Here is a 22,333-nt window from a genome sequence, read left to right as displayed (position 1 = left end):
TTCGGGTAGGTGCGTGGCCTTTATACCCAAAGGATGCTGGGGGAAAGGGGCGTCTCAGTCGCGCGTGTCGCGGCTCCAGACATAGAAGAGCAGGCCCGCCGCTAACGCCATCGCAATGAATGCAAAGATCGCGACGTAAGGCGCTTCGGGTGTGCCGCCTGACCATGCGGTGTGGATGCGCCCCGAGGCGAACTGCACCAGTCCCACACCGCCAATGCCAAAGAGGTTCATCAGCGTCACACCCCGCCCGGTGAGGTGTGGTGGAAACAGGGCGCGGGCATGGGCGATGATGACTGGAAAGCTGGCCCCGAAAAAGCCGATGGCGGCCATCAGGGCGACCGACAGCCAAGGGTCGCGTGCGCTGACCGTGATCAGGGCAACCAGCAGCAACGCGGTGATCGCATTGCCGCCGAATGCCACCCATTTGCGGGTGCCAAGGAGGCGATCGAGTGGGCCGTAGGTCAGTGTGCCGGCGATCATCGCAAGGCTCATCGCAAGTGTGCCGATGCCGACTTGCGCAACGCTAAGCGCAAAGACGTCAGTAAGGTAAGGCCCGATCCAGAGGCCGCGTATCGCCCCGATTGGCGCATAGTTCACAAACATGATGGGCAACATCAGCCACAGTGCAGGCATTTTGAGCAGGTCCAGCAGCGATCCGCGCGCGTCACCCTCGGGTTGCTCGGGGTCCTGCACGCTGGCAAGGATCCCAAGGGCAACGCCCGTGCACGCCGCCGCAAGCACCCACAACGAAGCCCGCCAGCCTATCGTGTCTGCGGCCAATGCCATCGGGTAGGACGAGATCAGATTGCCGACGGTGCCAACCCCGATCATCAGCGCCGCCAGTGTGGCAAAGCGGGCCGGGGGAAAGCTGCGGGCAAAGATATAGAAGCTGGCCATGAGCACCGGCGAGCACCCCAAACCGATCAACAGCATCGCTCCGTGGATGTAAAGCGGCCCCTGAGCCACAGCGAAAAGTGCCGCCCCTCCGCCGCCACCGATCAGCAAAAGCCATCCCGCAGTGCGGCGTGGACCCACTGTGTCAAGCGCCCAGCCAACTGGGATTTGCATGCATGCAAAGGAGAGAAACCACAGCCCTGACGCCGTGGCCAATACGTCCGCTCCAATGCCTAGATCAGCCTCAAGCGGCGCGGTCAACACTGCCAGAAACGCACGAAAGAACTGGCTTAGCACATAGGCCAAAGCCAGCATAAACAATCCGGTCTGCATGGGTCCTCCATCCCTGTTGGCTGCGTGACATGGCGGACATGCACGCGCAAGTGTGATTGTTGCGCGGACTGGCTGTGCTAGGTTCTGCTCAGTATTTTGGGGGTGCTTGATGTTTTATGACGATTTGGAACGGAGAAGCGCCTTTTCGGACATGGCGCTGCCTGCTCACTATACGCCACTTCCGGATGACTGGGTTGTGGGGACCTCCGACATCACCGGCTCCACGGCCGCCATTGCGGACGGAAAGTACAAGGTCGTGAACATGATCGGGGCGGCTGTGATCTCGGCCCAGATGAATGGCGCGGGAGGCCGCGCCTTTCCCTTTGTGTTTGGCGGGGACGGGGCCGCCTTTGCCCATCCTGCGGAGTTTGCGGATGAAGCGCGCGCGGCGCTGGCGGCGGTGCAGGTCTGGGCGCGCGAGGAGTTCGATATGGGCCTGCGGGTTGGTCTGTTTAACGTCAAAGACATCCGCGCAGCCGGGCATGAAGTGGCGGTTGCACGTTATCAGGTGTCGGATGGTGTGGATTACGCGATGTTTTCAGGCGGCGGTGTGGTGTGGGCCGAGAGCCAGATGAAAGCAGGGGTTGAGACGGTCCCCGCTGCGTCCCCCGGCACTCAGCCCGATCTGACGGGCTTGAGTTGCCGCTGGAGCCATATGGAGGCGCGAAACGGTGCGATCCTGTCCCTGCTTGTTCAACCTCGTCCGGGAGTGACGGATGAAGACTTTGCCGAAGTGACACGGTCGGTGCTGGAGGCTGTCAGCCACCTGGAGCGCGACGGGCACCCGTCGCCCCCACAGGGGCCGGGGACTGGCTGGCCTCCGCCCGGTGCAACGCTGGAGGCCCATGCCAGTCGCGGGTCGATGCCGCTAGCCAAACGCAAACGGCAAATCTTGATCGAAACTGCGATTGCGTGGCTGGTGCTGAAGACCAAGATCAAGTTGGGTGGTTTTGATCCGGCACATTATCAACGCACCGTTGGGGCCAACGCCGACTACCGCAAGTTCGACGATGGGCTGAAGATGACGCTGGATTGTGACGCTGAGACGGTCGTGCGGTTGAAAGCGTTGCTTGAGGCCGCGCAAGTTTCTGGCATCGTAAGCTACGGGATGCATATCCAAAGTGAAGCGATGATGACCTGCATTGTGCCGTCCATCATGGACGACACGCACGTGCACTTCATTGACGGGGCATCCGGCGGTTACACGCAGGCGGCGCTGGGCATCAAGGCCGGAGCATAAGGCGCTTGACCTTCGGCCCTCGATTATCCGCCTTTGGACCCTTTGGGCACCCATGTCGCGGCCAGAGTGCGCAGGGAATTTGCAAGGATCAGCAGATCAAGTCCGGTGGCGACGAAGCGCGCGCCCCAATCCAGGCAGTCCTGCGTAAATTCGGGTGTGGTGGTCAGCACACCGGGGGCTTTGCCTGCGGCCTCAATCCGCTCAAACGCATCTTTGATTGTGGCTTGCACTTCGGGGTGGGTCAGCTGGCCCATGTGACCCATGTCGGCCGACAGGTCTGCGGGACCGATGAACACGCCGTCGATCCCGTCAACCGCAAGGATTTCGTCGAGGTTTGCGATTCCGGCCCGGTTTTCGACCTGAATGAGCAGGCAGATCTGGTCATCTGCCGTTGGTCCGTAGTCGGTGATTGCCCCAAAACGTGAGCAGCGCGCCCCGGAATAACCCACCCCACGTCCTCCGGTGGGCGGGTAGCGCACGTCATGCACAAGTTGCGCCGCCTGTTCTGCGGTTTCCACCATGGGCACCAGAACGGTCTGTGCGCCTGCATCAAGAACCTGTTTGAGGATCCACGTCTCGCCAGTGGGAACACGCACGGCGGCGTGGCTGTCGGATGCCTGTAGCGCCATCAGTTGCAGGCGGATGCGGGTGATGTCGTAAGGTGTGTGTTCGCTGTCGATCAGCAGCCATTCGAAACCGGCGGTACCAGCGATTTCAGTAGAAAGCGGATCGCCCAAAGAGAGCCAGCAGCCGATGGTGGTTTCGCCTGCCTTGAGGGCGGCTTTGAACGGGTTGTGGGGGGCGGGCATGTGGCGACTCCTTTTTGCTTTGGCGCACCCTAGACTTGGTTACGTCCGGATGGCCACCGTCGAAATGACGCGCATGAGCGCCGCGAGATGTTTTGGGCCCTGCGCCACGGTATCTATGCTGAGAAGAAAACTAGAGGACTTTGATCACATCTTTTTCGACAGCCAGCATGTAGCCGCGCCGCGCGATGTTCTTGACCAGCAGTTCGCTCACGATTTGGTTGCCCAATGTGTCGCGCAGCCGTTTGATCCGGGTGGCCCCGGCAGCCTCGTCACAGTCTGCGGGGCTGCGCCCAGAGATCACCCCTTCGATTTCCGAGCCGGACATAACATCGTCGTCCATGCGTGCCTCAGCCAGAACAGACATGGTTTCCATCGCCGCGTCTGTCAGTTTGAACCCGAGGTTGTTGAGGTAGACCGTGTTTTCTTCGCGGCTGATCAGGAGCGAGTTGACCTGAATTCCGACCCGTTCAATCTGCGCCATACGCCTGTTGAAGCCAACCAGTAGGACAAGAAAGATCAAAGCGGCGATCATCATAGCGGTGGCGAAGACGAGCAGAACGAAGATCACCACGCGGTAGCTGGCGAGGGTGTCTGAGAACGCAGTGCCCGACTGTGCGAGGATTTCCAGCAGTTTGATTTCTGCTGGGCTGGTCAGGTCTTCGTTTTCGATAAATATCTGTTCGACGCGCGCATCAAATGCGCCCGCATCCGGCAGGGCCAGAAACAAAAGCAAGGCGGCGACTATCAGGAGTGCGACGATCCCGACGATGCCGAAAGTGACCAGTCGACCACCGGTGCGCCGCATATCAGAAGCGGAGGTAGAATTGTCCTGCACTGGCTTTCCTTTGATCTAGCCCTTCGGGGCCGAAAACGGATTGGATTTGCAGCAGGGTCCATCCTTGTGCCGCAAGGCGGGGCCTGATTTGCTGAGCGGCGTTTCCGGCGCTGCATGCGCCGGAGACTTGCGCCACACCGTAGTGCAGCCGGAGCGGGTTGTCCTGCTTGGCCTTGTAATCGGCATAGCATTGCGCCTGCGCCGCGCCCGCCAGTCCGAGGATCAGGGCGAAAGAGAGCGTGATCTGTTTCATGGCGCCAAACTGCGCTTATTGCACCGGATATTCAATAACATCAGGGGGCTGGAGCCGTTGATATTGGATAACTTGGCACCGTTATTGCCTGTCTGAAGAGGTGGCCCCCAAGTTCGGTGCATCACCAAAATCCTGGTTTGCACAACAAAAAGGACGGCCATCATGACACTTCGTATCCATCGCCAATTTATTGGGACAATCGCTGCCATCGCCATTGCCATCACCGGGTTTTCTGCGGTTCCGGCCCGCGCGGGAAATGATGATTTGGCAGCAGCGCTGGCTGTAATCCTTGGGTTGGCCGTTGTCGGCACAGCGATCAACAAGCGCAAAGACGACAAAAAGGCACGGCAGAAGGCGTACGCTCCAAAGCCCAAAGTCCAGCCACGTCACGTTCAGCCGCATCGCGGGCATATCCAAACCCGCCCCTTGCCGCGTCAGGTGAATCGCAAGCTGCTGCCTCAGCGCTGTCTGTTCAATGTTGAGACGCAAAATGGGCGCGACATTCAGGCCTTTGGCCAACGTTGTCTGAACCGCAATTATCAGTTCACAAATTCTCTGCCCAATCAGTGTGGTCGCCGGGTTCGGACGCGCAATGGGGCGGGCTATGCCTACAGCGCGCGATGCCTGAACAAACAGGGGTACCAATTGGCCCGTCGTTAAGAGCGGGCTCCGGCGGCCCCTTTTCCCCAGTTACCGAGGGGCAGCCAAACTGAAAGGTCGGTGTTCGGGCACCGGCCTTTTTTCGTTTCGCCAAGCGGCGGACAAAAAAAAAGTAGGAGCGCCCCTAACGGCGGTACGTGATGTTTGCACTTTCTTCCAGAAAGTGCGTTTTTGCGCACCGAGCAGGGATGTTCTGAAACAGAGAAGGTGGTGTGGTGCCCGACTTTGCATTTGAGACGCGGATTGGGGGTCGGGTGGCCGGCGTTGATGAAGTTGGCCGCGGACCGCTGGCCGGGCCGGTGACGGCTGCGGCGGTTGTATTGGATGTGGCGCGCATTCCGGACGGTTTGGACGATTCCAAGAAGCTGTCGCTGAAAAAGCGCGAGGCGCTTTGGGGCGAGATTATCGCCTCGGCGGATGTCTCAGTGGCCCATGCGTCGGTGCGCGAGATTGAAGAGCTGAACATTTTGCGCGCCGCACATCTGGCGATGGTGCGTGCGGTGGGTGGTCTGCGGGTGCCGCCGGATCACGTGTTGGTCGATGGTACCATGTTGCCCCGCGATCTGAATCTACCGGCGACGCCGATTGTGCGCGGTGATGCGCGAAGTCTCTCCGTCGCAGCGGCCTCAATTGTGGCCAAAATATGTCGCGACAGGATCATGGTGGATTTGGCGCAACAGCATCCGGGCTATGGGTGGGAGACGAACATGGGCTACCCATCAAAAAGCCACAGGTTGGCGCTGCAAAATCTTGGGGTGACCGCATGTCATAGACGAACGTTCAAGCCTGTCCACAATATGTTGTGACAAGTATATTTCTTAAGGCTTTGATTCAAAAAAGAAATTGACCGCGAATCGCCAATGACTCATCCTGCCATCAACCAACGAGTGCAAAAGCACCGGGGACAGAGGCAGATAGATGACGAAACATGTAAAGAGCGCCGAGGCGCTTCCCTTGAACCAAATTATTGCGGGCGACTGCATTGATGTGATGAACAGTTTGCCTGAGGGTTCTGTTGATCTGATCTTTGCCGATCCGCCATATAATTTGCAGCTAAAAGGCGATCTTCATCGCCCTGACAACTCCAAAGTCGACGCTGTGGATGATCACTGGGACCAATTCAATTCGTTCCGGGCTTATGATGAGTTCACAACTGCATGGCTGAAAGCCGCCCGACGTCTTCTCAAGCCGAATGGGGCGATCTGGGTTATTGGAAGCTATCACAATATCTTCCGTGTCGGGGCATCGCTTCAGGACGAGGGGTTCTGGATTTTGAACGATGTGGTCTGGCGCAAGTCAAACCCGATGCCGAATTTCCGGGGCAAACGCTTTACCAATGCGCACGAGACGATGATTTGGGCGGGTAAGTCCGAAGCCAGCAAATACACCTTCAACTATGAAGCTCTGAAAGCCCTGAATGAGGGCATTCAGATGCGCAGCGACTGGGTGCTGCCGATCTGCACGGGGCATGAGCGTCTCAAGGATGATCAGGGCGACAAGGCCCATCCGACCCAAAAACCCGAAAGCCTGTTGCACCGTGTGCTGATTGGATCAACCAATCCGGGCGATGTCGTGTTGGACCCGTTCTTTGGCACGGGCACCACGGGCGCTGTCGCCAAGATGCTTGGCCGCGAATTCATCGGAATCGAGCGGGAAGTGGCCTATCGCAAGGTGGCCGAGAAACGCATCGCAAAAGTCCGCAAGTTTGATCGTGAGGCGCTGAGCGTCTCTGCCTCCAAACGGGCCGAGCCTCGCGTGCCTTTTGGCCAATTGGTCGAACGCGGCATGCTGCGCCCGGGCGAAGAGCTGTATTCCATGAACAAGCGCCATAAGGCCAAGGTCCGTGCCGACGGCACGTTGATCGGCGACGATATCAAAGGGTCGATCCATCAGGTGGGGGCCCATCTGGAAGGCGCACCCAGCTGCAATGGCTGGACCTACTGGTGCTTTAAGCGCGAGGGCAAAGTTGTCCCCATTGACGTGCTGCGCCAACAGATCAGGGCTGAAATGCACGACTGAAGCCTCAAAACTAATTGAACACCGCCGGGTGCCTGCGGCCTTGTCAAAGGGCTGACAATAGGCACTTCACCTTGCCCCGCCTCTTTTGGCGGGGCTTTTTTGTTAATGCGTATTACATTGGTGGGATCACAGTCGCGAGGCGCACGAAGATGGATCAAGGCAAGACTGCAAACTTGGTGGATGCGCGTGGATCGGACGTGCAATCGCGCCCCATACACCGTCACGCGCAGGAGGCACTGGAACGCAACAAGCGCGAAGGCATGGAACTGGCCGTCAAGGCGCGCTTGGTTGCGTTAGGCGCGACGGCTGTCTTGTTGGTTTTCCTGAACCCCAATTGGGATGTGATCTGGTATCATGGGCTTTTGTTTTGCTTGGCGTTGATCGGATTGGCCCAGCGCTACGTCGGGCAAGTGGGTCAGTCTGGCGCGGAACTTGTACTGCTATTTTTGGACCTGTTGGTCATGACTTTGGCGTTGCTTGTTCCAAACCCTTTGCTGGACCGCGAGGTACCAACAGCGCTGATCTACCAGTTTGATGTTTTCCAGTATTTCTACATCATCCTTGCCGCTGGCGTGCTGACCTATTCATGGCGCACAATTATTGCGATTGGAAACTGGTCGCTGGCACTGTGGTTGCTGGGGGCAACCTGTATCTGGTGGTTTGGTCGGCATGATCCGCAAGCGAGCGAGGGCGCCGCAATGATGTTCCCCCAATATCCTGATCTTGCCGTGCAATTGGATCCCAACCTTGTTCATTGGGATCTTCGCATTCAGGAAGTTGTCGTCTTCTTCATCGTTGCCTGCATCCTTGCCGTGACCGTGCGCCGCTATCAGAACCTCGTGCTCGACAGTGCCGAGATGGCACGGGAACGCGCGAACCTGTCGCGCTATTTTTCACCGACGGTCGTGGATGAACTGTCCCAAAAGGATGAACCGTTGGGCAAGGTGCGCACCCATGATGCGGCCATCCTGTTTGTCGATATTGTCGGGTTCACGACCTATGCCGATGGCCGTTCGCCGCAGGAAGTCATCGACACCTTGCGCATCTTTCACCGAGAGATGGAGAGCGAAGTGTTCGCGCATGGTGGAACGCTGGACAAGTATCTGGGCGACGGATTGATGGCCAGCTTTGGCACCCCCTTGCCCAAACCGGATGATGCGGAAAGGGCGCTGGCTTGTGTTCGGGCCATGGTACGGCGGATGCAGGCTCTGAATGCGGACCGTCAAAAGGCAGGCCTGCCCGGTATCGATGCCCGCTTTGGCCTGCACTACGGGCAGGTGGTTTTGGGGGATATCGGGGCAAACCGGCTTGAGTTTGCGGTGCTTGGTGACACGGTGAACCTTGCCAGCCGGTTAGAGGGGCTGACACGCGCACTGAATGTGCAGGTGGTCGCCAGTGATGCGATCGTGACTGCTGCGGGCGGCGAAGCGGACTGGCAGCGTGGTCCGGATCAGAGCGTGCGTGGCGTGGCGCAGCCGGTGCCAATCTGGGTGCAGCCATGACGCCGAGGGCTTTGCCCGAGCGAACAGCGTCGGATTCTCGAAGCGCCGCCCTCCGGTGCTCTTTGAGCGCACAAATTTGTGACAAGTATAGTGCAACTTGAGTTAACTCTGCGAGGAACCAAGTGACTTCTCCTTGTTTATCAGCTACTTCATAAGGGTACAGAACGATCCTTGAGCGCGTATTACGCCTCATATTTTTTGATAAAGATAAAAGGGAAAGAGCTATGTTTCTTAGTCGTATTTTGGCCGCCATCGCTTTGATGTTGGCTGTTCCAACAGCAACTTTGGCCGGTAGTCTCGCAGCCCCACCCACAACGACCCTTGTCGGAAAAAGCGACACAACGCTGTTTGCCGGTTTGTCCTGGACGTTTGGGTCGCGGGGACAGGGTGTCGAAGGCATTCTGGGCGTGGCCTATGGCGATATTGACGTGGATGAAGACGTCACAGGAGCGAAACTGTCGGCGCATTTTGGATTCACTGACGGGTTCTCATTCGACAAGATCAAATTGACCGGCCTAATTGGCGACGATGATGCGCAAGCGGAACTTGGCTTTGGCTACAGTTTCAAGATTGATCAGCCCTTTGCAGTCGCTGGCGTAAACGGAGAATTCGTTGCGGTAGGAGCGGATATCTTCTTTGATCAGACCTATGAGGGTTATCTGACCCTTCACTCGATCGGTAAGCTGTCACTCGATGAAGAAACCGTACCGGCTGCAAGTGATGACCCAATCGTTGGGGATGTTATTGACTCTCCTATTTTCGATTAAGGTCGAAGACTGCTGGCAATAGGCGACGTCGCCTCTGACCGCAGACATCAAAGGGTGTGAAATGCTGTCGATCTCTCGCAGGCGCGTTTTGTTGAGTGCGCTTGCGGCTAGTCTTTCCGGTCATGCGCTAGCACAGCAGGTGTCCGGGGCATCTTACCAGATAGATGAACAAACCCTAAGCGCCTACCTTGACGTACTCTTGCCCGCAGATGATCTGACACCTGCGGCCAGCGCGCTAAATGTGGCGGGCGATCTTGTCGATTTTGCCAGCGAGTCCCCGCAGTTCGGTCAGTTTCTCGCCGTCGGAACACAGTGGTTGAACAAGACAGGTCGCGGGCCTTTCCACACGCTGTCCCTGTCCGACCAAGAGCGCGTCGTGGAATGGATGAGCACGGCGGATCGCGATACGCTGCCGGGCCGCTTTTTTCTACTCGTGCGTCTGACGGGGGTCGAATTCTATTACTCCAAACCTGAAGTGGCGCGTGCCTTTGGCCTGAACACCGCCCCCCAACCTGCCGGATATCCCCCGCCATGGCAGTAGATGGGAAATATGATGCTGTAATTATCGGTGCAGGCGCGGGGGGCGCCGCGGCGGCATGGCGGTTGTGCGGCCACGGGCTGCGCGTTCTCATCCTTGAGGCTGGACCGCGATTTGATCCGTCTGTCGACTATCCCCTGACAAATGCAGATTGGGAACGACGCGGGTTTCCGACAAAGCCCAATTCACAGGGTGCCGTATCCTACGGCGATCTGGGCACGCTGGATCCGGAAGACGTGGACCTGGCCACATGGAACACGGTATCGGGCCGGCTTTTTAACAACCCGGTGCGGGTGCCAAGTGCCGCAGGCTATTCGCATGTTCAGGGTGTTGGTGGCAGCACGCTGCATTATGTTGGCGAAGCGCACAGACTGAATCCATCCTCTTTCCACCTCGCATCGGATCAAGGGGTTGGGGCGGACTGGCCGCTTAGCTTTGATGATCTCGAACCGCTCTATGTGACATGCGAGGCCGAGATCGGCGTGGCAGGTGCCCCATCCCCAAGCCCGCGCTGGCCCTCGGATGCGCATTTGCAACCGGCCCACCCGCTCAGCACCTCTGCGCGCGCATTGGTAGAGGCGGGCGAGCAATTGGGCGTGATCTGGGAACCCAACACCCGCGCGGCCTTGTCCGAGCCCAAGGATGGGCGGCCCAACTGCAACTATTGCGGCAACTGTTCGCGCGGCTGCCCGCTGGGAGACAAGGGATCGGCGGATGTCACCTTCATCCGCAAAGCTGAGGCAACGGGCCTTCTGACCATCTGGACTGATGCACAGGTGACGCGGCTGATCGCCGGAGCGGGCGGGCGCATACGCTCTGTGACTGGGGTGCGGGGCGGGGCGCCTTTCGAACTGGACACACCAATCCTGATCCTAGCCGCCGGAGCCGTACAAACCCCGCGCCTGCTTCTGGCAAGTGACCTAGCGAACAGTTCGGGGCAGGTCGGTCGTAATTTCATGGAGACGCTGGGATGGACCAGTGCGGGGCTGCGCGCAGGGCTTAGGAATTCGCACAAAGGATTGCCAGCGGACGCCGTATCATGGACCTACAACAGTCCCGGTTCGGTGCCGGGCGTTGCAGGGGGGTGCCGCTTTACGGCCTCGACCCAAGAGGTAGGACTGATGGGACCCGTCGCTTATGCCAGCCGCGTGGTGGATGGCTATGGGGCGGCGTTCAAGGCGCAGATGTGGCGCGATTTCGGCTCCGCCATCTCGGTCTCTGGAACGGGTGAGACGATCCCGGATGCCCGCAGCTTTGTCGCACTTGATCCTAAGCAGGTGGACGATGCGGGCGTGCCCGTCGCCCAGATCAATTCAGTTTTGAGCGACCATTCACTTGCACTGTTACGCTTCATGGCCGGTCAGTGCCGTGCCCTGTTGGCAGCGGCGGGTGTTGAGGAAGTTCGCGAAGAATACGGTTCATGGGACAGCTTTACCGCCACCCACGCCTTTGGCACCTGCCGCATGGGCGATGATCCGACGACATCCGTGGTGGATGCGTTCGGACGCGCGCATGACGTCGAAAATCTATATATTGCTGACGCCAGTGTCTTTCCCAGCAGCGGCGGAGGAGAGGCCCCGGCGATGACCATTCAGGCGCTAGCCGTCCGCCTCGCGGATCGACTGATCGCCTGAAACCACTGCACAGTTTTTCTGCGTGAAATTGATCCGGATCAGGTCAGCCCTGATTCAATCGGGGTATTATGAGGGTATCAATCAGATGAGGAGACCGTTGATGAAACTCTTGATCACGTGCGTAGCCGCGATATCCGCGTTGTGCGGTGCGGCATGGTCCGAAGATGCCAAAAACGGAAAACAGGTTTTTGAGACCCACTGCGCGGTCTGTCATGGTCTGGATGCCTATGGCGACGGTCCCATGGCGCCTGCGCTACTGGTCCAGCCCACTGACCTGAGCCAGCTGACCGCTCAGAATGGGGGGGTGTTTCCGGTTGCTCGCATTGTGATGCGCATCGATGGGCGGGACCCGTTGGTCAGTCATGGATCAATGATGCCGGTTTATGGGTCGTTCTTTGATATCGACAGCGTACCGCTCAAGGCCGAAACGGGCCAACCGATCATGACAAGTTCACCGGTCGTGGATCTGCTCGCCTACTTAAGGACGCTGCAGGAATAGCGTCTAGCGCGGCAGCGGGTTGGTTGCCTTGTTATAGGCTTTCCAGTCGGTGATTTCGGGGTAGTACATGCCCCGCCATTTGTGCACGCGTGGGTTCATCACACGGCGCCAGATGCGTGGCATCATCGCCGCGATGGTCATCACTGAATAGCCATAGGGCAATTGCGGGGCGTCGGCCTCGGTATAGTTTTGCAAGACGGGAAAGCGGCGATCTGGCTTGTAGTGATGATCGGAGTGGCGTTGCAGGTTGATCAGCAGCCAGTTCGATGCCTTTTGCGCTGAATTCCATGAATGGCGGGGTTGAGTGTGTTCGTATTTCCCATCGCCCAGATGTTTACGCGTCAGCCCGTAATGTTCGATGTAGTTGACCAGTTCCAGCTGCCAGATGGCCACGCCCGCCTGCACCGCGAAAAGGACAACACCGACCCAGCCCCCAAGCACAAAGGCCAACAGCACAAAGGCCAGTTGCAGCGCGCCGTACTTCCAAAACGGGTTGGAAAAGTCTGTCGCAGGCAGGTCTTTGCGCGCCAACATCGCCTTTTCCGCGCCCCATGCCGACCAGAAACACTGGTGCAGAACGCGCGGATAAAAGCGGTAAAAGCTCTCGTTCATGCGCGCCGTTACCGGATCACGCGGCGTGCCAACATAGCGGTGATGCACCAGAAGGTGTTCGGACCGGAAATGAGAATAGAGCACCATTGCCAGCAGGAAGTCAGCCAGCCAGCGTTCAATCTTGTTTTTCTGGTGCATTAGCTCGTGGCTGTAGTTGATCCCCACCGTGCCGCTGATCACGCCAACGCCAAAGAAAACGCCGAACTTTTCCAGCCCCGTCAGGTGCGTCGCCGGGGCCACATAGGCGATTAACGAAAACAGCATCACAAATTGCGCTGGTGCCCAGACAAGGGTGATGGCGCGGTACCAGAACATGTCCTCTTCGGACGTGTCCAGGTCAGCGTTGTCAGTGTTTAGCCCGACGGCCAGATCAAGGACGGAAAACAGGTACCACGTGGCGATCGGCAAAAGCAGGATCAGCCAGCCGCCGTACGCAGCCCCCAGATAGGCCAGCGGAATCAGAAGAAATGACATGGCAAAGGGCAGGGCATTCGCCAGTTTGGCCACGGTCTGGGGGGGCAGGGTCATGGATGTTCCTTCTTCGCGCGCCTCGGATTTATACGACCCGCCGCATGCATCTGCCAAGTCTGACCCAGCGCCACGCCTCATTTCTGCGCCAGATCGTAGGCTTTGCGCATCACCGTGGGCAGGTCAGAGGGGCGAAATTTGTCGCGGGGCAGGAATGCGCCTTGGGTGTCGTCCTCTACGGTGGCCACCATCACATCGAGGATCAGGTGGAAGTGTGTGAAGGTATGCCGTACCTCTCCGTCCACCTTAGCCCAGTCAGCGCTAAGCGGCGCATTCGCAGGGCGCGGCAGGCTCGCATCAATCCAATCTGATCCCGGCCAACCAAGCATCCCCCCAAGCAATCCGCTTTCGGGCCGAGTCTCCAGCAACCACGCGCCATCGCTGCGCCGGGCAAGGTAGACGGTGCCATGGCGCACTGGTTTAGCCTTTTTGGGTGTCTTCTTTGGCAGATCGGCAGCCGTTCCCGCCGCTCGTGCTGCGCAAGGGTCGCGCCACGGACAGATGCCACAGGCTGGCGACTTGGGTGAACAGATCGTGGCCCCAAGGTCCATGACCGCTTGTGCGTAATCGCCGGGGCGCTTGTTGGGCGTCAGGTTCTCGGCATGGGTTGTCAGGATGGGTTTGGCCGCAGGCAGTGGTGTATGTTCGTCAAACATCCGTGCCATCACCCGTTCGACGTTGCCGTCCACGACAGTGTGGCGCAGATCAAAGGCAATGGAGGAGATCGCCGCCGCAGTGTAGGGCCCAATGCCGGGCAGCTTGAGCAAGGCTGCGTGATCGGCCGGGAACTGGCCGTTATGTTCCGCCACCACGGCACGTGCGCATTTCAAAAGGTTACGCGCGCGGGCGTAATATCCAAGGCCGGCCCATTCGCCCATGACATCGGCGTCTTGCGCGGCCGCCAGATCCCCAACCGTGGGCCAGCGTGCCATGAACCTGTGGAAATAGGCAGAGACCGCAGCAACCGTAGTCTGTTGCAGCATGATCTCCGACATCCACACCGCGTAAGGGTCGGGTCGTACACCTGCCTTTTTGTCAGCGGGCGGCACGCGCCACGGCATGGCGCGCGCGTGCACATCATACCAGCCCAGAAGTTCATCGCTCAGGTCACGCAAGATTTATGCCCCCATGTGCGCTCTTGTCTGGTTGCACAGGTCCTGATCGCCTATGTTCACATCCAAGTGAAAAGGAACATAGCCATGGCCCCGCGCCGCGCCAGTACAAAAGGGTTCAAACGCACGTCAACGTTGTTGACGGGACGAATCCGTGCGGCGAGCGAAAGCCGGGGATTTGCGCAAAGCCGCTTGCTGACCGATTGGGCCGAAGTGGCGGGCGCAGATGTGGCCGAGGTATCTCGCCCGGTTGAGGTCAGCTATGGACGCGGTGGCATGGGGGCGACGCTGACGCTACTGACCACCGGTGCGCAGGCCCCGATGCTTGAGATGCAAAAAGAACAACTGCGTGAAAAGGTGAATGCGGTTTATGGCTATAACGCCATCGCCCGCATCCGGATCACGCAAACGGCTTCCTCCGGTTTTGCCGAAGGGCGCGTTGCCTTTGGTCACAAACCCAAGGACACAACACCACCCGATCCCGCGCCTGAAATGCACAAGGCCGCCAGCCATGTGGTCGCCCCGGTGACAGATGATGGGCTGCGCGCCGCGCTTGAACGGCTGGGTGCCAACATACTCACAAAAGAAAAACAAGGAACACGCACATGAATCGCATTATCGCCGGACTGGCCATAGCCATCGGTTTGGCCGGATATTTCTGGTATGACTCCATGAACAGTGGTGGTCAGACGCCACAGCAACAAGCACAGGCAGAGCGCCTGTTGGGCGCGGCCAACGCCCAGACCGCTGAGGCTGATGTCGATACCTCAACAGTGGTGGAAATGCAGCTGGGCAACCCCGACGCGCCCGTCACCGTGATCGAATACGCCAGCTATACCTGCCCGCATTGCGCAACGTTCCATACGGGCAACTACAAGCAGCTCAAGGCCGATTACATCGACACCGGAAAGATCAACTTCATCTACCGCGAAGTCTACTTTGACCGCTTTGGTCTGTGGGCCTCGTCCATCGCGCGCTGCGCTGGCACGCCAGAGGCGTTCTTTGGCATCACCGATATGCTCTATGCGACACAAAGTGAGTGGGCACGTGCCGGTGGCGGTGATCCTGCGATGATCGCGGATGAATTGCGCAAAATCGGGCGTTTGGCCGGACTTGATGGTGAAACTCTTGAAGCGTGCCTGACAGACGCTGACAACCTGCGCACGCTTGTCGCGTGGTATCAGGAGAACGCGGCAGAAGATGGCATCCAGTCAACACCCAGCTTTGTCATTGACGGGACGACCTACAATAACATGGCCTATCCAGAAATGATGAGCCTGATCGACGAAGCGGCTGGCAGCTGATGTCTGCCTCGGCTGGCCCTCTCGCCGGGCTGCGCGTGATTGAATTGGCGCGTGTGCTGGCGGGTCCTTGGGCCGGTCAGACGCTTGCTGATCTGGGCGCCGAAGTCATCAAGGTTGAGGCCCCGCGTGGCGATGACACGCGACAGTGGGGCCCACCCTTTGTGACGCGCGGCGACGATGTGTCGGCGGCCTACTTTCATTCGACCAATCGGGGCAAAGCCTCGGTTACCATCGATTTCAAGGACCCTGCGGGCAAAGCGCGCTTGCTTGAGTTGCTGGACGGCGCCGACATTCTGATCGAAAATTTCAAGGTTGGCGGGCTGGCCAAATACGGGTTGGATTATCCAAGCCTCAAGGATCAGTTTCCGGGCCTGATCTACTGCTCGATCACGGGTTTTGGCCAAACTGGCCCTTACGCACCACGCGCAGGCTATGATTTCATCGTGCAGGGCATGTCGGGTCTGATGTCTGTGACGGGTGATCCTGAAGGGCAGCCGCAGAAATCGGGTGTCGCAATTACGGACCTGTTCACCGGTGTCTACGCCACCACCGGAATTCTGGCCGCCCTTCATGAGCGCGCCCAAACGGGCAAGGGCCAGCAAGTGGACATGGCTTTGCTGGATGTGGCGGTGGCCATGACGTCAAATCAGGGGATGAACTACCTGACCAGCGGCATCGTCCCCGGGCGAATGGGCAATGCGCATGTGAATCTAACCCCCTATCAGGTTTTTGATTGTGCGGACGGGCATATCATCATCGCGACAGGGAACGACGGACAGTATGCGCGCTTGTGTGAACTGCTGGGGTTGGATGAGATGGTGAGCGCACCGGAATTTCTGCGCAATTCCGACCGCGTGGCGAACCGGGACGAGATGACCCGGCGATTGACTGCGGCCACGCTGTTGCGCACCCGTGCTGATCTTCTGGCTGCTTGCGAGTCGCGCGGAGTGCCCGCCGGGCCGATCAACAACATGGCCGAGGTGATGGCCGACCCTCAGGTGCAGGCTCGCGGCTTGCAGATCGAGACAGATGGAGTGCCGGGCATCCGCACGCCGATCCGGTTTTCGGACACAGAACTTTCCTTCGACCGGCCCGCACCGAAACTGGGTGAGGACGACGCCTGACGATATTTTGCATCCGGTGGGATTTTTTGAGGCAGATAAGATTACGTGGCTTTAAGGGCGTCGAGTGCTGTATCGAGCGCCGTGGCATCGTCGAACTGTAGCCGCACGGGTAGCGTGATCACCTTGGCCCGGAATGAGGACGGCAGGCGCACAGCGTCTTTTTCGGTTGTGACCAGTTGCGCGCCGCGCAGTTTTGCCTCCGCTTCCAAACGTGTGAGAAAGGCCTGAGAGAGGGGTTGGTGATCGCCCAAGGCCTCGGATCGGATCAAGTTGGCCCCAAGATCGCGCAAAGTATCAAAGAATTTTTGCGGTCGCCCGATGCCGGCGAAGGCGATGATCGGTGCATCTGTCCAGTCCATCCCGGTTTGCAGGGGGGCAAGGTGCGCGCGCAGGTGGGGAAGGTTCTCGGGCAGGGGCGTGGCGTCGAACTGAGTCTGCGCCTTGTCCGGGCCAATCGAGACTAACAGGTCGGCGCGCTTTAGTCCCAAGTCTGCGGGTTCGCGGAGCGGCCCGGCAGGCAGACACAACCCGTTGCCAAAGCCAGTTTGGGCATCGACCACGACAATGGACAATGCGTATGACAGCGCGGGGTTTTGAAACCCATCATCCAGAACGATCACACTGGCACCCGCCGCCTTTGCCGCCTTGGCCCCTGCTGCGCGGTCGCGCGCGACCCAGGTGCGCGCGAATGCGGACAGCAACAGTGGTTCGTCTCCCACTTGGGTCGCGTTGTGCTTGGCCGGGTCAACTTCGACCGGGCCTTCCAGTGATCCGCCATAGCCACGGCTGACGATATGCGGGGTGTGAAACGCGCCTTGAAGTCGCTCGATCAGCGCCATCACTGTCGGGGTCTTGCCCGTGCCACCCGCATTGATGTTGCCGACGCAAATTACCGGGATGCCAGGATCGTAGCGGGTGCCCTTGGCCAGACGCCGAGCGGTCGCTTGTGCATAAAGCGTGCCTAGCGGTGACAACAAGCGTGCGCGCCAGTCCTGCGCACCCTTTTGCGAGGTCCAGAAGTCAGGCGCACGCATTAAGCAATCCCGCCGTCAATGGCATCCAGATGAGACTGGGTCAGGTCAATCACACGATCAAGGCTGATCGCGGCCTTGGTGACCACGTCCCAGCCGGCCATTGCCATCAAGGCGGCCTGATCCGGCGCAGTGATCTGGCTGATTGCCCGCCCAAGGGCGGCTTTGTCACTGACCATGCGCGCCGCACGCGCCCTCACCAGCCGGGCGATTGCGTCGGAATGCGCCCCCAAGTTTGGTCCGTATATTAAAGCAGAGCCGTGAGCAGCGGCGATGTAGGGGTCAAAGACGCTGTGCTCGGGTTTCAATGAGCCACCCAGAAATGTGACCGGAGCAATACGCAGCCAGAGCCCCAATTCGTCGTCCGCATCGACCACCAACACCTGACAATTGTCGTCAGGCAACTGCCCATCGCCCCAATAGACGGCCCGCATGTCTGCCGTGCGGGTCAGATCCATGAAATGGGCGCTGTCAGCGGTAGAGGTGGCGTGCAGGATCAACAAAAGGCGGTGAGAAGTGCGAACGGCCAGCCTGTGTGCTCCCACAAGAATACGCCCCTCTGCCCGCGCGGTGTGCGCAGAAAGCCATGTGGGACGACCCGCAAGAGCGTCGGTGACGTCAGCGATGTCGGTGTCATTGGCTGGCAGCATCTCACCAGATGGATACAAGGGGCTGCCCAGTTCGATACGCTGTTTTGAGCGACCCATTTGCACCAATCGGTCTCGCGCGTCTTCATTGCGGGCAATCACATGGTCAAACGTGGCCAGAAGACGCTTGGGCACTTCGGGCAACCAGCGGTCGCGCCTTCCGTCAAATCCGTCGCTGGCTGCGTCGATCAACATCATGTGCGCGCCGTTGTCGGCGGCCTCTAGAATCAAGTTGGGTTGTAAGTCACCCCAAGCCCATATGACCACATCAGGCCGCCAATGCGCGATGAAGGCGCGCGCTGTGGCCGGGTGATCATCGGGCAGGTCGACAACATGCAGGCCCTCGACATCCGGGAGGTCAAAGTCACTGTCTGCCAGAGTCAAAACCACATGGGTGCCGTGCCGCACCCGGATCAATTGCAGCGCAAGGTCTGCAATAGCGCGCGTGTTGCCCACTTCGGAAGAGTGGATCCACACGACCTCTCCGCTGGGCCGGTCACGTGCCGGAGCGTAGTCCGGGACGGCGCGCCGCCCGGACAATGTCCGATACGCTGCCAACCCAAGGGAGTCGCGCATTGCGGACCTCAGCCCAGCTCTTCGGTTGCAGTGGCCGCATTTTCTTCGTCCCGCAGGCGGTGCAGATGCGCGATGTAGTAGCGCATGTGAGCGTTGTCGACCGTACGGTGCGCCTCGGATTTCCAAGCGTCAAAGGCCGATGCGTAGTCCGGGAAAATCCCGACCACGTGCAGCGCGTCCACATCCTTGAACACGTTTTTCGAGGGGTCCACCAATTCGCCACCAAAGACGAGATGCAAGCGCTGGGTCATGGGGTTTTCCTTTGATGTCTGGGGTCTGGGCCAATGGGCGACAGTTTGCGCATCTGGTGCGAGGGGTCAAGCGGACTGCGGTACAAGTCTGCCAACAAGGGGCCCGTGCAGGGCGTCGCCTGCAGCTACAACTCCGTTCAGTGTCGGGCGCTGGTTGTTGAACAGCAGTGGCACCCCTTCGCGGTCGCTGATCTTGCCGCCAGCCTGCGCGACGATCAGCGCGCCTGCGGCGATGTCCCATTCCCATGTGGGGCGCAGCGTCAGCATTCCGTCAAAACGCCCTTCTCCCACCAGCGCCAGGCGATAGGCCAGCGACGGACGATAATGGCGTTCCATGTCCGGCGTTGGACCGATCCAGTTCTTGTCATCAAAGCTGGGGCGCGCGGCCAACACAGTGCTGTCGGGGGACATCGGCGCGCTACTTGCACGAATGGGTGCCCCGTTCAGCGTCGCGCCCGCCCCAAGCCCGGCGGCATAGAGTTTGTCATGCATCGGCAGAAAGATCGCTGCCGCAGTCACTTCACCCGCATGGGCGACCGCGATGGAGATCGCCCACGTCCGGCCGCCTTCGACAAAATTGCGCGTGCCGTCGATGGGGTCGATGATGAACACCGTATCCTGACCAAGGCGCGCATCGGAATCCTCGGTCTCCTCCGATAGCCAGCCATAGTCAGGCCGCGCAGTGCGCAAGGTCGACATCAGCATATCGTTTACGGCCAGATCGGCCTCGGTCACTGGCCCTGCATCGCCGGGTTTGTCCCAGCGCCGTGCAGATGGCCCGACAAAGGACGTGGCGACCCGCCCCGCCATGCGCGCGGCATCGACCAATAAGGGCAGATCAGCTGCCGGCAAGGGTCATTCCGGACACGAGCAGTGATGGCACAACCCGGCTCAGGTGCGTGCGGGCGTCGTTGGCAGGAACCATAGCTCGCAGCATGTCTGGCAAGCTGCCTGCAATGGTGCATTCGTTCACCGGATAGGTGAGTTCACCGTTTTCCACCCAAATCCCAGCGGCGCCGCGTGAATAGTCTCCGGTGTTGGGGTTGATGGTGGATCCGATCATCGAGGTCACGAGCAAGCCGGTGCCCATGTCCCGGATCAGGTCAGCGCGGCTGACGGTGCCGGAATCCAGCGTTACGTTCCATGTGGACGGAGAAGGGGGCGAGGCCGTCCCGCGCGCCGCGTTCCCGGTCGAGGGCATACCCAGCTTGCGCCCGGTGGCCAGATCAAGGGTCCACCCCGTTAGCACGCCATCCTCAACGATGGCTCGGCGACGGGTGGGCAGGCCTTCGGCGTCAAAGGGGCGTGTGCCTGTGGTACGTGGTCGGTGCGGGTCTTCGATCAGGTTCAGCCCAACGGGCAGGACCTGTTGGCCCAGCAGATCGCGCAACCACGAAGCCCCGCGCGCAACGCTGCTGCCGTTTGCTGCGACCAACAAGTGCCCGATCAGGGACGAAGAGATGCGTTCATCAAACAGAACCGGATAAGCGCCTGTCGGAGGTTTGCGCGCGCCCACGCGTTCAACGGCGCGGGTGCCAGCATTCTGTCCAATATCGGCTGCTGCCCGCAAATCAGACTGAAATATTCGGGAGTCGCCGTCATAGTCCCGCTCCATCCCGGCACCGGTACCGGCAATAGCCACACAGCTGAGCGCCCGGTCGGTGCGCCGGTAACCACCCGAAAACCCGTTAGAGGCTGCGAGCCAGATATCGCGAGCGCCATAGGCACCGGTGGCCTGTTGTACCTGCTCGACGCCCTGAACAGCCATCGCTGCGGCCTCGGCCTCAAGCGCGTCTTGCTGAAGGTCGGCGGCACTGGGTTCGGGGGTGTCATCGTAAAGCTCAAGCGCCGCCATATCCCAATCGCTTGCCAGTTGGTCTGGCGCGGCAAGGCCCGCATGCGGATCATCCGGGGCTTCCTGTGCCATGGCCACTGCCCGCGCAGCCATTTCCTCCACAATTCGATCCGAGGTGTCGGACGAGGACACATTGGCCTGCTTCTGGCCGACAAACACACGTAGCCCCAGATCAATCCCTTCGGACCGCTCGGCCTGTTCCAAAGCGCCTTCGCGTACATCTACGGACAAGGATGTACCTTGGATCGCGATGGCATCCGAAGCGTCTGCGCCAGCCGATTTGGCGGCCTCGATCAAGCGGGCGGTCAGGCTGGACAGGTCGGACGGGGTCATTGGGCTGCTCCGATGAGATGCGCTTTCAGGTAGCGCTGCACGCTCTCAGGTGCAAGGGCGTGCGACCCCAAAGCGGCCGTATCAACGAATACGCTGCCTATCGCAGCGAGGCGGGGCAAGCGTGACCAGCATGCCTGAGAGAAAATCGGGCTTGGCTCTGAGGTGTTTTGGCGAAGATCGGGCGAAGTCGCCGTGTGGGACACGTCGGGGACGAAACCGCCTAATTCGGCCGCGACTGATACCGGGCCACCAGCCTGCCAGATTGGCGCGTGCTGGTTGTCCGATCCTCACTTTGTTCAAAGGCGCGATGACGGAAAGAGGGAGCTAGGAAGCTTATGGCCTAACGGTATCCGGCCGGCACGAATGGTTGTGCAATAGCGATTGTTGCCAATGGAATTGGCAAAGCATGCGATTAGCTTTCCTTCTGATATTGTCATTTCGGGACAAAAAATCTCCACTGTGTCCCGTAGTGACATTGCTTAGAGCAGCCCACTTCAAGATAATTTCACTATCGGACACACCCAGTTGATCAGCCCCACCTGAGTGGTCCAGTTTGAATGTTAGTGCATGATTGGCGTGGTTTCCATCGGGATGATGGTTTCCAGTGCCGGTGGGCGATAGCCCAGTGCACTGTGGGGTCGTTTGGTGTTGTAGTGTTTTCTCCATTTTTCGATGATGATTTGGGCTTCGCGTAGCGAGTAAAAGACCTCGCCGTTGAGCAGCTCCTCGCGGAGACGGGCATTGAAGCTTTCGCAGTATCCGTTCTCCCAAGGCGATCCCGGCTCAATGTAAGCGGTCTTTGCACCGACGGCGGCAATCCAGTTCCTTACCGCCTCAGCAATGAACTCCGGGCCATTGTCGGATCGTATGTAAGCTGGAACACCGCGCAGGATAAACAAGTCTGTCAGCGCGTCGATGACTTCGGTCGAGTTCAGCTTCCGTTTCACCCGGATCGCCAAACATTCCCGGCTGTGCTC

General features: G+C 59.4%; 24 protein-coding genes. 12 read left to right on the top strand and 12 right to left on the bottom strand.

What is annotated here, in order from left to right:
* Positions 1 to 54 precede the first annotated feature (54 nt).
* Positions 55 to 1,227, bottom strand: a complete 1,173-nt coding sequence (locus tag DHN60_RS17775) for an MFS transporter (RefSeq protein ID WP_108838671.1) — start codon at positions 1,225 to 1,227, stop codon at positions 55 to 57.
* A gap of 109 nt (positions 1,228 to 1,336) precedes the next feature.
* Here DHN60_RS17775 and DHN60_RS17770 point away from each other — a divergent pair, with 109 nt between their 5' ends.
* Positions 1,337 to 2,467 carry a DUF3095 domain-containing protein gene (locus tag DHN60_RS17770; RefSeq protein ID WP_108838670.1) on the top strand — a complete coding sequence of 377 codons (1,131 nt, stop codon included), beginning with the start codon at positions 1,337 to 1,339 and terminating at the stop codon, positions 2,465 to 2,467.
* A 23-nt stretch (positions 2,468 to 2,490) separates the two neighbouring features.
* Here DHN60_RS17770 and DHN60_RS17765 read toward each other — a convergent pair whose 3' ends face one another.
* The 3 genes from DHN60_RS17765 to DHN60_RS17755 form a co-directional block, all read right to left on the bottom strand.
* Positions 2,491 to 3,276 (bottom strand): HpcH/HpaI aldolase/citrate lyase family protein, encoded by a 786-nt coding sequence (locus DHN60_RS17765; protein ID WP_108838669.1) that lies wholly within the window; start codon positions 3,274 to 3,276, stop codon positions 2,491 to 2,493.
* 130 nt (positions 3,277 to 3,406) lie between these two features.
* Entirely contained in the window at positions 3,407 to 4,081 is a 675-nt protein-coding gene (locus DHN60_RS17760) for a hypothetical protein (RefSeq protein ID WP_108838668.1), read from the bottom strand.
* Between the two features lies 1 nt (position 4,082).
* Entirely contained in the window at positions 4,083 to 4,364 is a 282-nt protein-coding gene (locus tag DHN60_RS17755) for a hypothetical protein (protein ID WP_108838667.1), read from the bottom strand.
* A gap of 162 nt (positions 4,365 to 4,526) precedes the next feature.
* Here DHN60_RS17755 and DHN60_RS17750 point away from each other — a divergent pair, with 162 nt between their 5' ends.
* The 8 genes from DHN60_RS17750 (at position 4,527) to DHN60_RS17715 (ending at position 11,983) form a co-directional block, all read left to right on the top strand.
* The gene (locus tag DHN60_RS17750) at positions 4,527 to 5,024 is read left to right on the top strand and encodes a hypothetical protein (protein WP_108838666.1); all 498 of its coding nucleotides are present in this window, start codon (positions 4,527 to 4,529) and stop codon (positions 5,022 to 5,024) included.
* A gap of 215 nt (positions 5,025 to 5,239) precedes the next feature.
* Positions 5,240 to 5,830 carry a ribonuclease HII gene (locus DHN60_RS17745; protein WP_234423698.1) on the top strand — a complete coding sequence of 197 codons (591 nt, stop codon included), beginning with the start codon at positions 5,240 to 5,242 and terminating at the stop codon, positions 5,828 to 5,830.
* A 112-nt stretch (positions 5,831 to 5,942) separates the two neighbouring features.
* Complete coding sequence (locus DHN60_RS17740) at positions 5,943 to 7,043, top strand: site-specific DNA-methyltransferase (RefSeq protein ID WP_108838664.1); 1,101 nt, start codon at positions 5,943 to 5,945, stop codon at positions 7,041 to 7,043.
* Between the two features lie 149 nt (positions 7,044 to 7,192).
* Positions 7,193 to 8,545, top strand: a complete 1,353-nt coding sequence (locus DHN60_RS17735; protein ID WP_108838663.1) for an adenylate/guanylate cyclase domain-containing protein — start codon at positions 7,193 to 7,195, stop codon at positions 8,543 to 8,545.
* 224 nt (positions 8,546 to 8,769) lie between these two features.
* Positions 8,770 to 9,312, top strand: coding sequence for a hypothetical protein (locus tag DHN60_RS17730; protein WP_108838662.1), 543 nt, complete (start codon positions 8,770 to 8,772; stop codon positions 9,310 to 9,312).
* Between the two features lie 61 nt (positions 9,313 to 9,373).
* Positions 9,374 to 9,853 carry a gluconate 2-dehydrogenase subunit 3 family protein gene (locus DHN60_RS17725; RefSeq protein WP_108838661.1) on the top strand — a complete coding sequence of 160 codons (480 nt, stop codon included), beginning with the start codon at positions 9,374 to 9,376 and terminating at the stop codon, positions 9,851 to 9,853.
* The gene (locus DHN60_RS17720) at positions 9,844 to 11,484 is read left to right on the top strand and encodes a GMC family oxidoreductase (protein WP_108838660.1); all 1,641 of its coding nucleotides are present in this window, start codon (positions 9,844 to 9,846) and stop codon (positions 11,482 to 11,484) included. Before DHN60_RS17725 ends, DHN60_RS17720 begins: the two co-directional genes overlap by 10 nt.
* 100 nt (positions 11,485 to 11,584) lie before the next feature.
* Complete coding sequence (locus DHN60_RS17715; protein WP_108838659.1) at positions 11,585 to 11,983, top strand: cytochrome c; 399 nt, start codon at positions 11,585 to 11,587, stop codon at positions 11,981 to 11,983.
* Between the two features lie 3 nt (positions 11,984 to 11,986).
* On the opposite strand, the gene DHN60_RS17710 is transcribed toward DHN60_RS17715, so the two are convergent.
* Together DHN60_RS17710 and mutY are read right to left on the bottom strand one after the other, a co-directional pair.
* Complete coding sequence (locus tag DHN60_RS17710; RefSeq protein ID WP_108838710.1) at positions 11,987 to 13,123, bottom strand: alkane 1-monooxygenase; 1,137 nt, start codon at positions 13,121 to 13,123, stop codon at positions 11,987 to 11,989.
* Positions 13,124 to 13,200: 77 nt separating this feature from the next.
* Positions 13,201 to 14,238 carry an A/G-specific adenine glycosylase gene (gene mutY / locus DHN60_RS17705; RefSeq protein WP_108838658.1) on the bottom strand — a complete coding sequence of 346 codons (1,038 nt, stop codon included), beginning with the start codon at positions 14,236 to 14,238 and terminating at the stop codon, positions 13,201 to 13,203.
* An 84-nt stretch (positions 14,239 to 14,322) separates the two neighbouring features.
* Between mutY and DHN60_RS17700 the strand changes: the two genes are divergently transcribed.
* The 3 genes from DHN60_RS17700 to DHN60_RS17690 are packed head-to-tail and all read left to right on the top strand — an operon-like array spanning position 14,323 to position 16,663.
* Entirely contained in the window at positions 14,323 to 14,844 is a 522-nt protein-coding gene (locus DHN60_RS17700) for a DUF721 domain-containing protein (protein ID WP_108838657.1), read from the top strand.
* Positions 14,841 to 15,539, top strand: coding sequence for a DsbA family protein (locus DHN60_RS17695; RefSeq protein WP_108838656.1), 699 nt, complete (start codon positions 14,841 to 14,843; stop codon positions 15,537 to 15,539). Before DHN60_RS17700 ends, DHN60_RS17695 begins: the two co-directional genes overlap by 4 nt.
* Positions 15,539 to 16,663 (top strand): CaiB/BaiF CoA-transferase family protein, encoded by a 1,125-nt coding sequence (locus DHN60_RS17690; RefSeq protein ID WP_108838655.1) that lies wholly within the window; start codon positions 15,539 to 15,541, stop codon positions 16,661 to 16,663. The genes DHN60_RS17695 and DHN60_RS17690 overlap by 1 nt, the downstream gene beginning before the upstream one ends.
* Positions 16,664 to 16,704: 41 nt before the next feature.
* On the opposite strand, the gene lpxK is transcribed toward DHN60_RS17690, so the two are convergent.
* From lpxK to DHN60_RS17660, 6 genes are all read right to left on the bottom strand, one after another.
* Complete coding sequence (gene lpxK / locus DHN60_RS17685; RefSeq protein ID WP_108838654.1) at positions 16,705 to 17,697, bottom strand: tetraacyldisaccharide 4'-kinase; 993 nt, start codon at positions 17,695 to 17,697, stop codon at positions 16,705 to 16,707.
* Positions 17,697 to 18,917, bottom strand: coding sequence for a 3-deoxy-D-manno-octulosonic acid transferase (locus DHN60_RS17680; protein WP_108838653.1), 1,221 nt, complete (start codon positions 18,915 to 18,917; stop codon positions 17,697 to 17,699). The genes lpxK and DHN60_RS17680 overlap by 1 nt, the downstream gene beginning before the upstream one ends.
* Positions 18,918 to 18,925: 8 nt before the next feature.
* Entirely contained in the window at positions 18,926 to 19,168 is a 243-nt protein-coding gene (locus DHN60_RS17675; RefSeq protein WP_108838652.1) for a DUF4170 domain-containing protein, read from the bottom strand.
* Positions 19,169 to 19,234: 66 nt separating this feature from the next.
* Complete coding sequence (locus DHN60_RS17670; protein WP_108838651.1) at positions 19,235 to 20,020, bottom strand: 3'(2'),5'-bisphosphate nucleotidase CysQ; 786 nt, start codon at positions 20,018 to 20,020, stop codon at positions 19,235 to 19,237.
* A complete protein-coding gene (locus DHN60_RS17665) occupies positions 20,007 to 21,356 on the bottom strand; it encodes a TldD/PmbA family protein (RefSeq protein ID WP_108838650.1) in 1,350 nt (449 codons plus the stop codon). The genes DHN60_RS17670 and DHN60_RS17665 overlap by 14 nt, the downstream gene beginning before the upstream one ends.
* 560 nt (positions 21,357 to 21,916) lie before the next feature.
* Positions 21,917 to 22,333, bottom strand: a 417-nt coding sequence (locus DHN60_RS17660) for an integrase core domain-containing protein (protein ID WP_159089279.1), incomplete at its 5' end; no start/stop codon positions are given.

The organism is Tateyamaria sp. Alg231-49, assembly GCF_900143535.1.
Classification (GTDB): domain Bacteria; phylum Pseudomonadota; class Alphaproteobacteria; order Rhodobacterales; family Rhodobacteraceae; genus Tateyamaria.
Note: the sequence above shows the minus strand (reverse complement) of the source record. Positions and strands in the feature narration are given on the sequence as shown.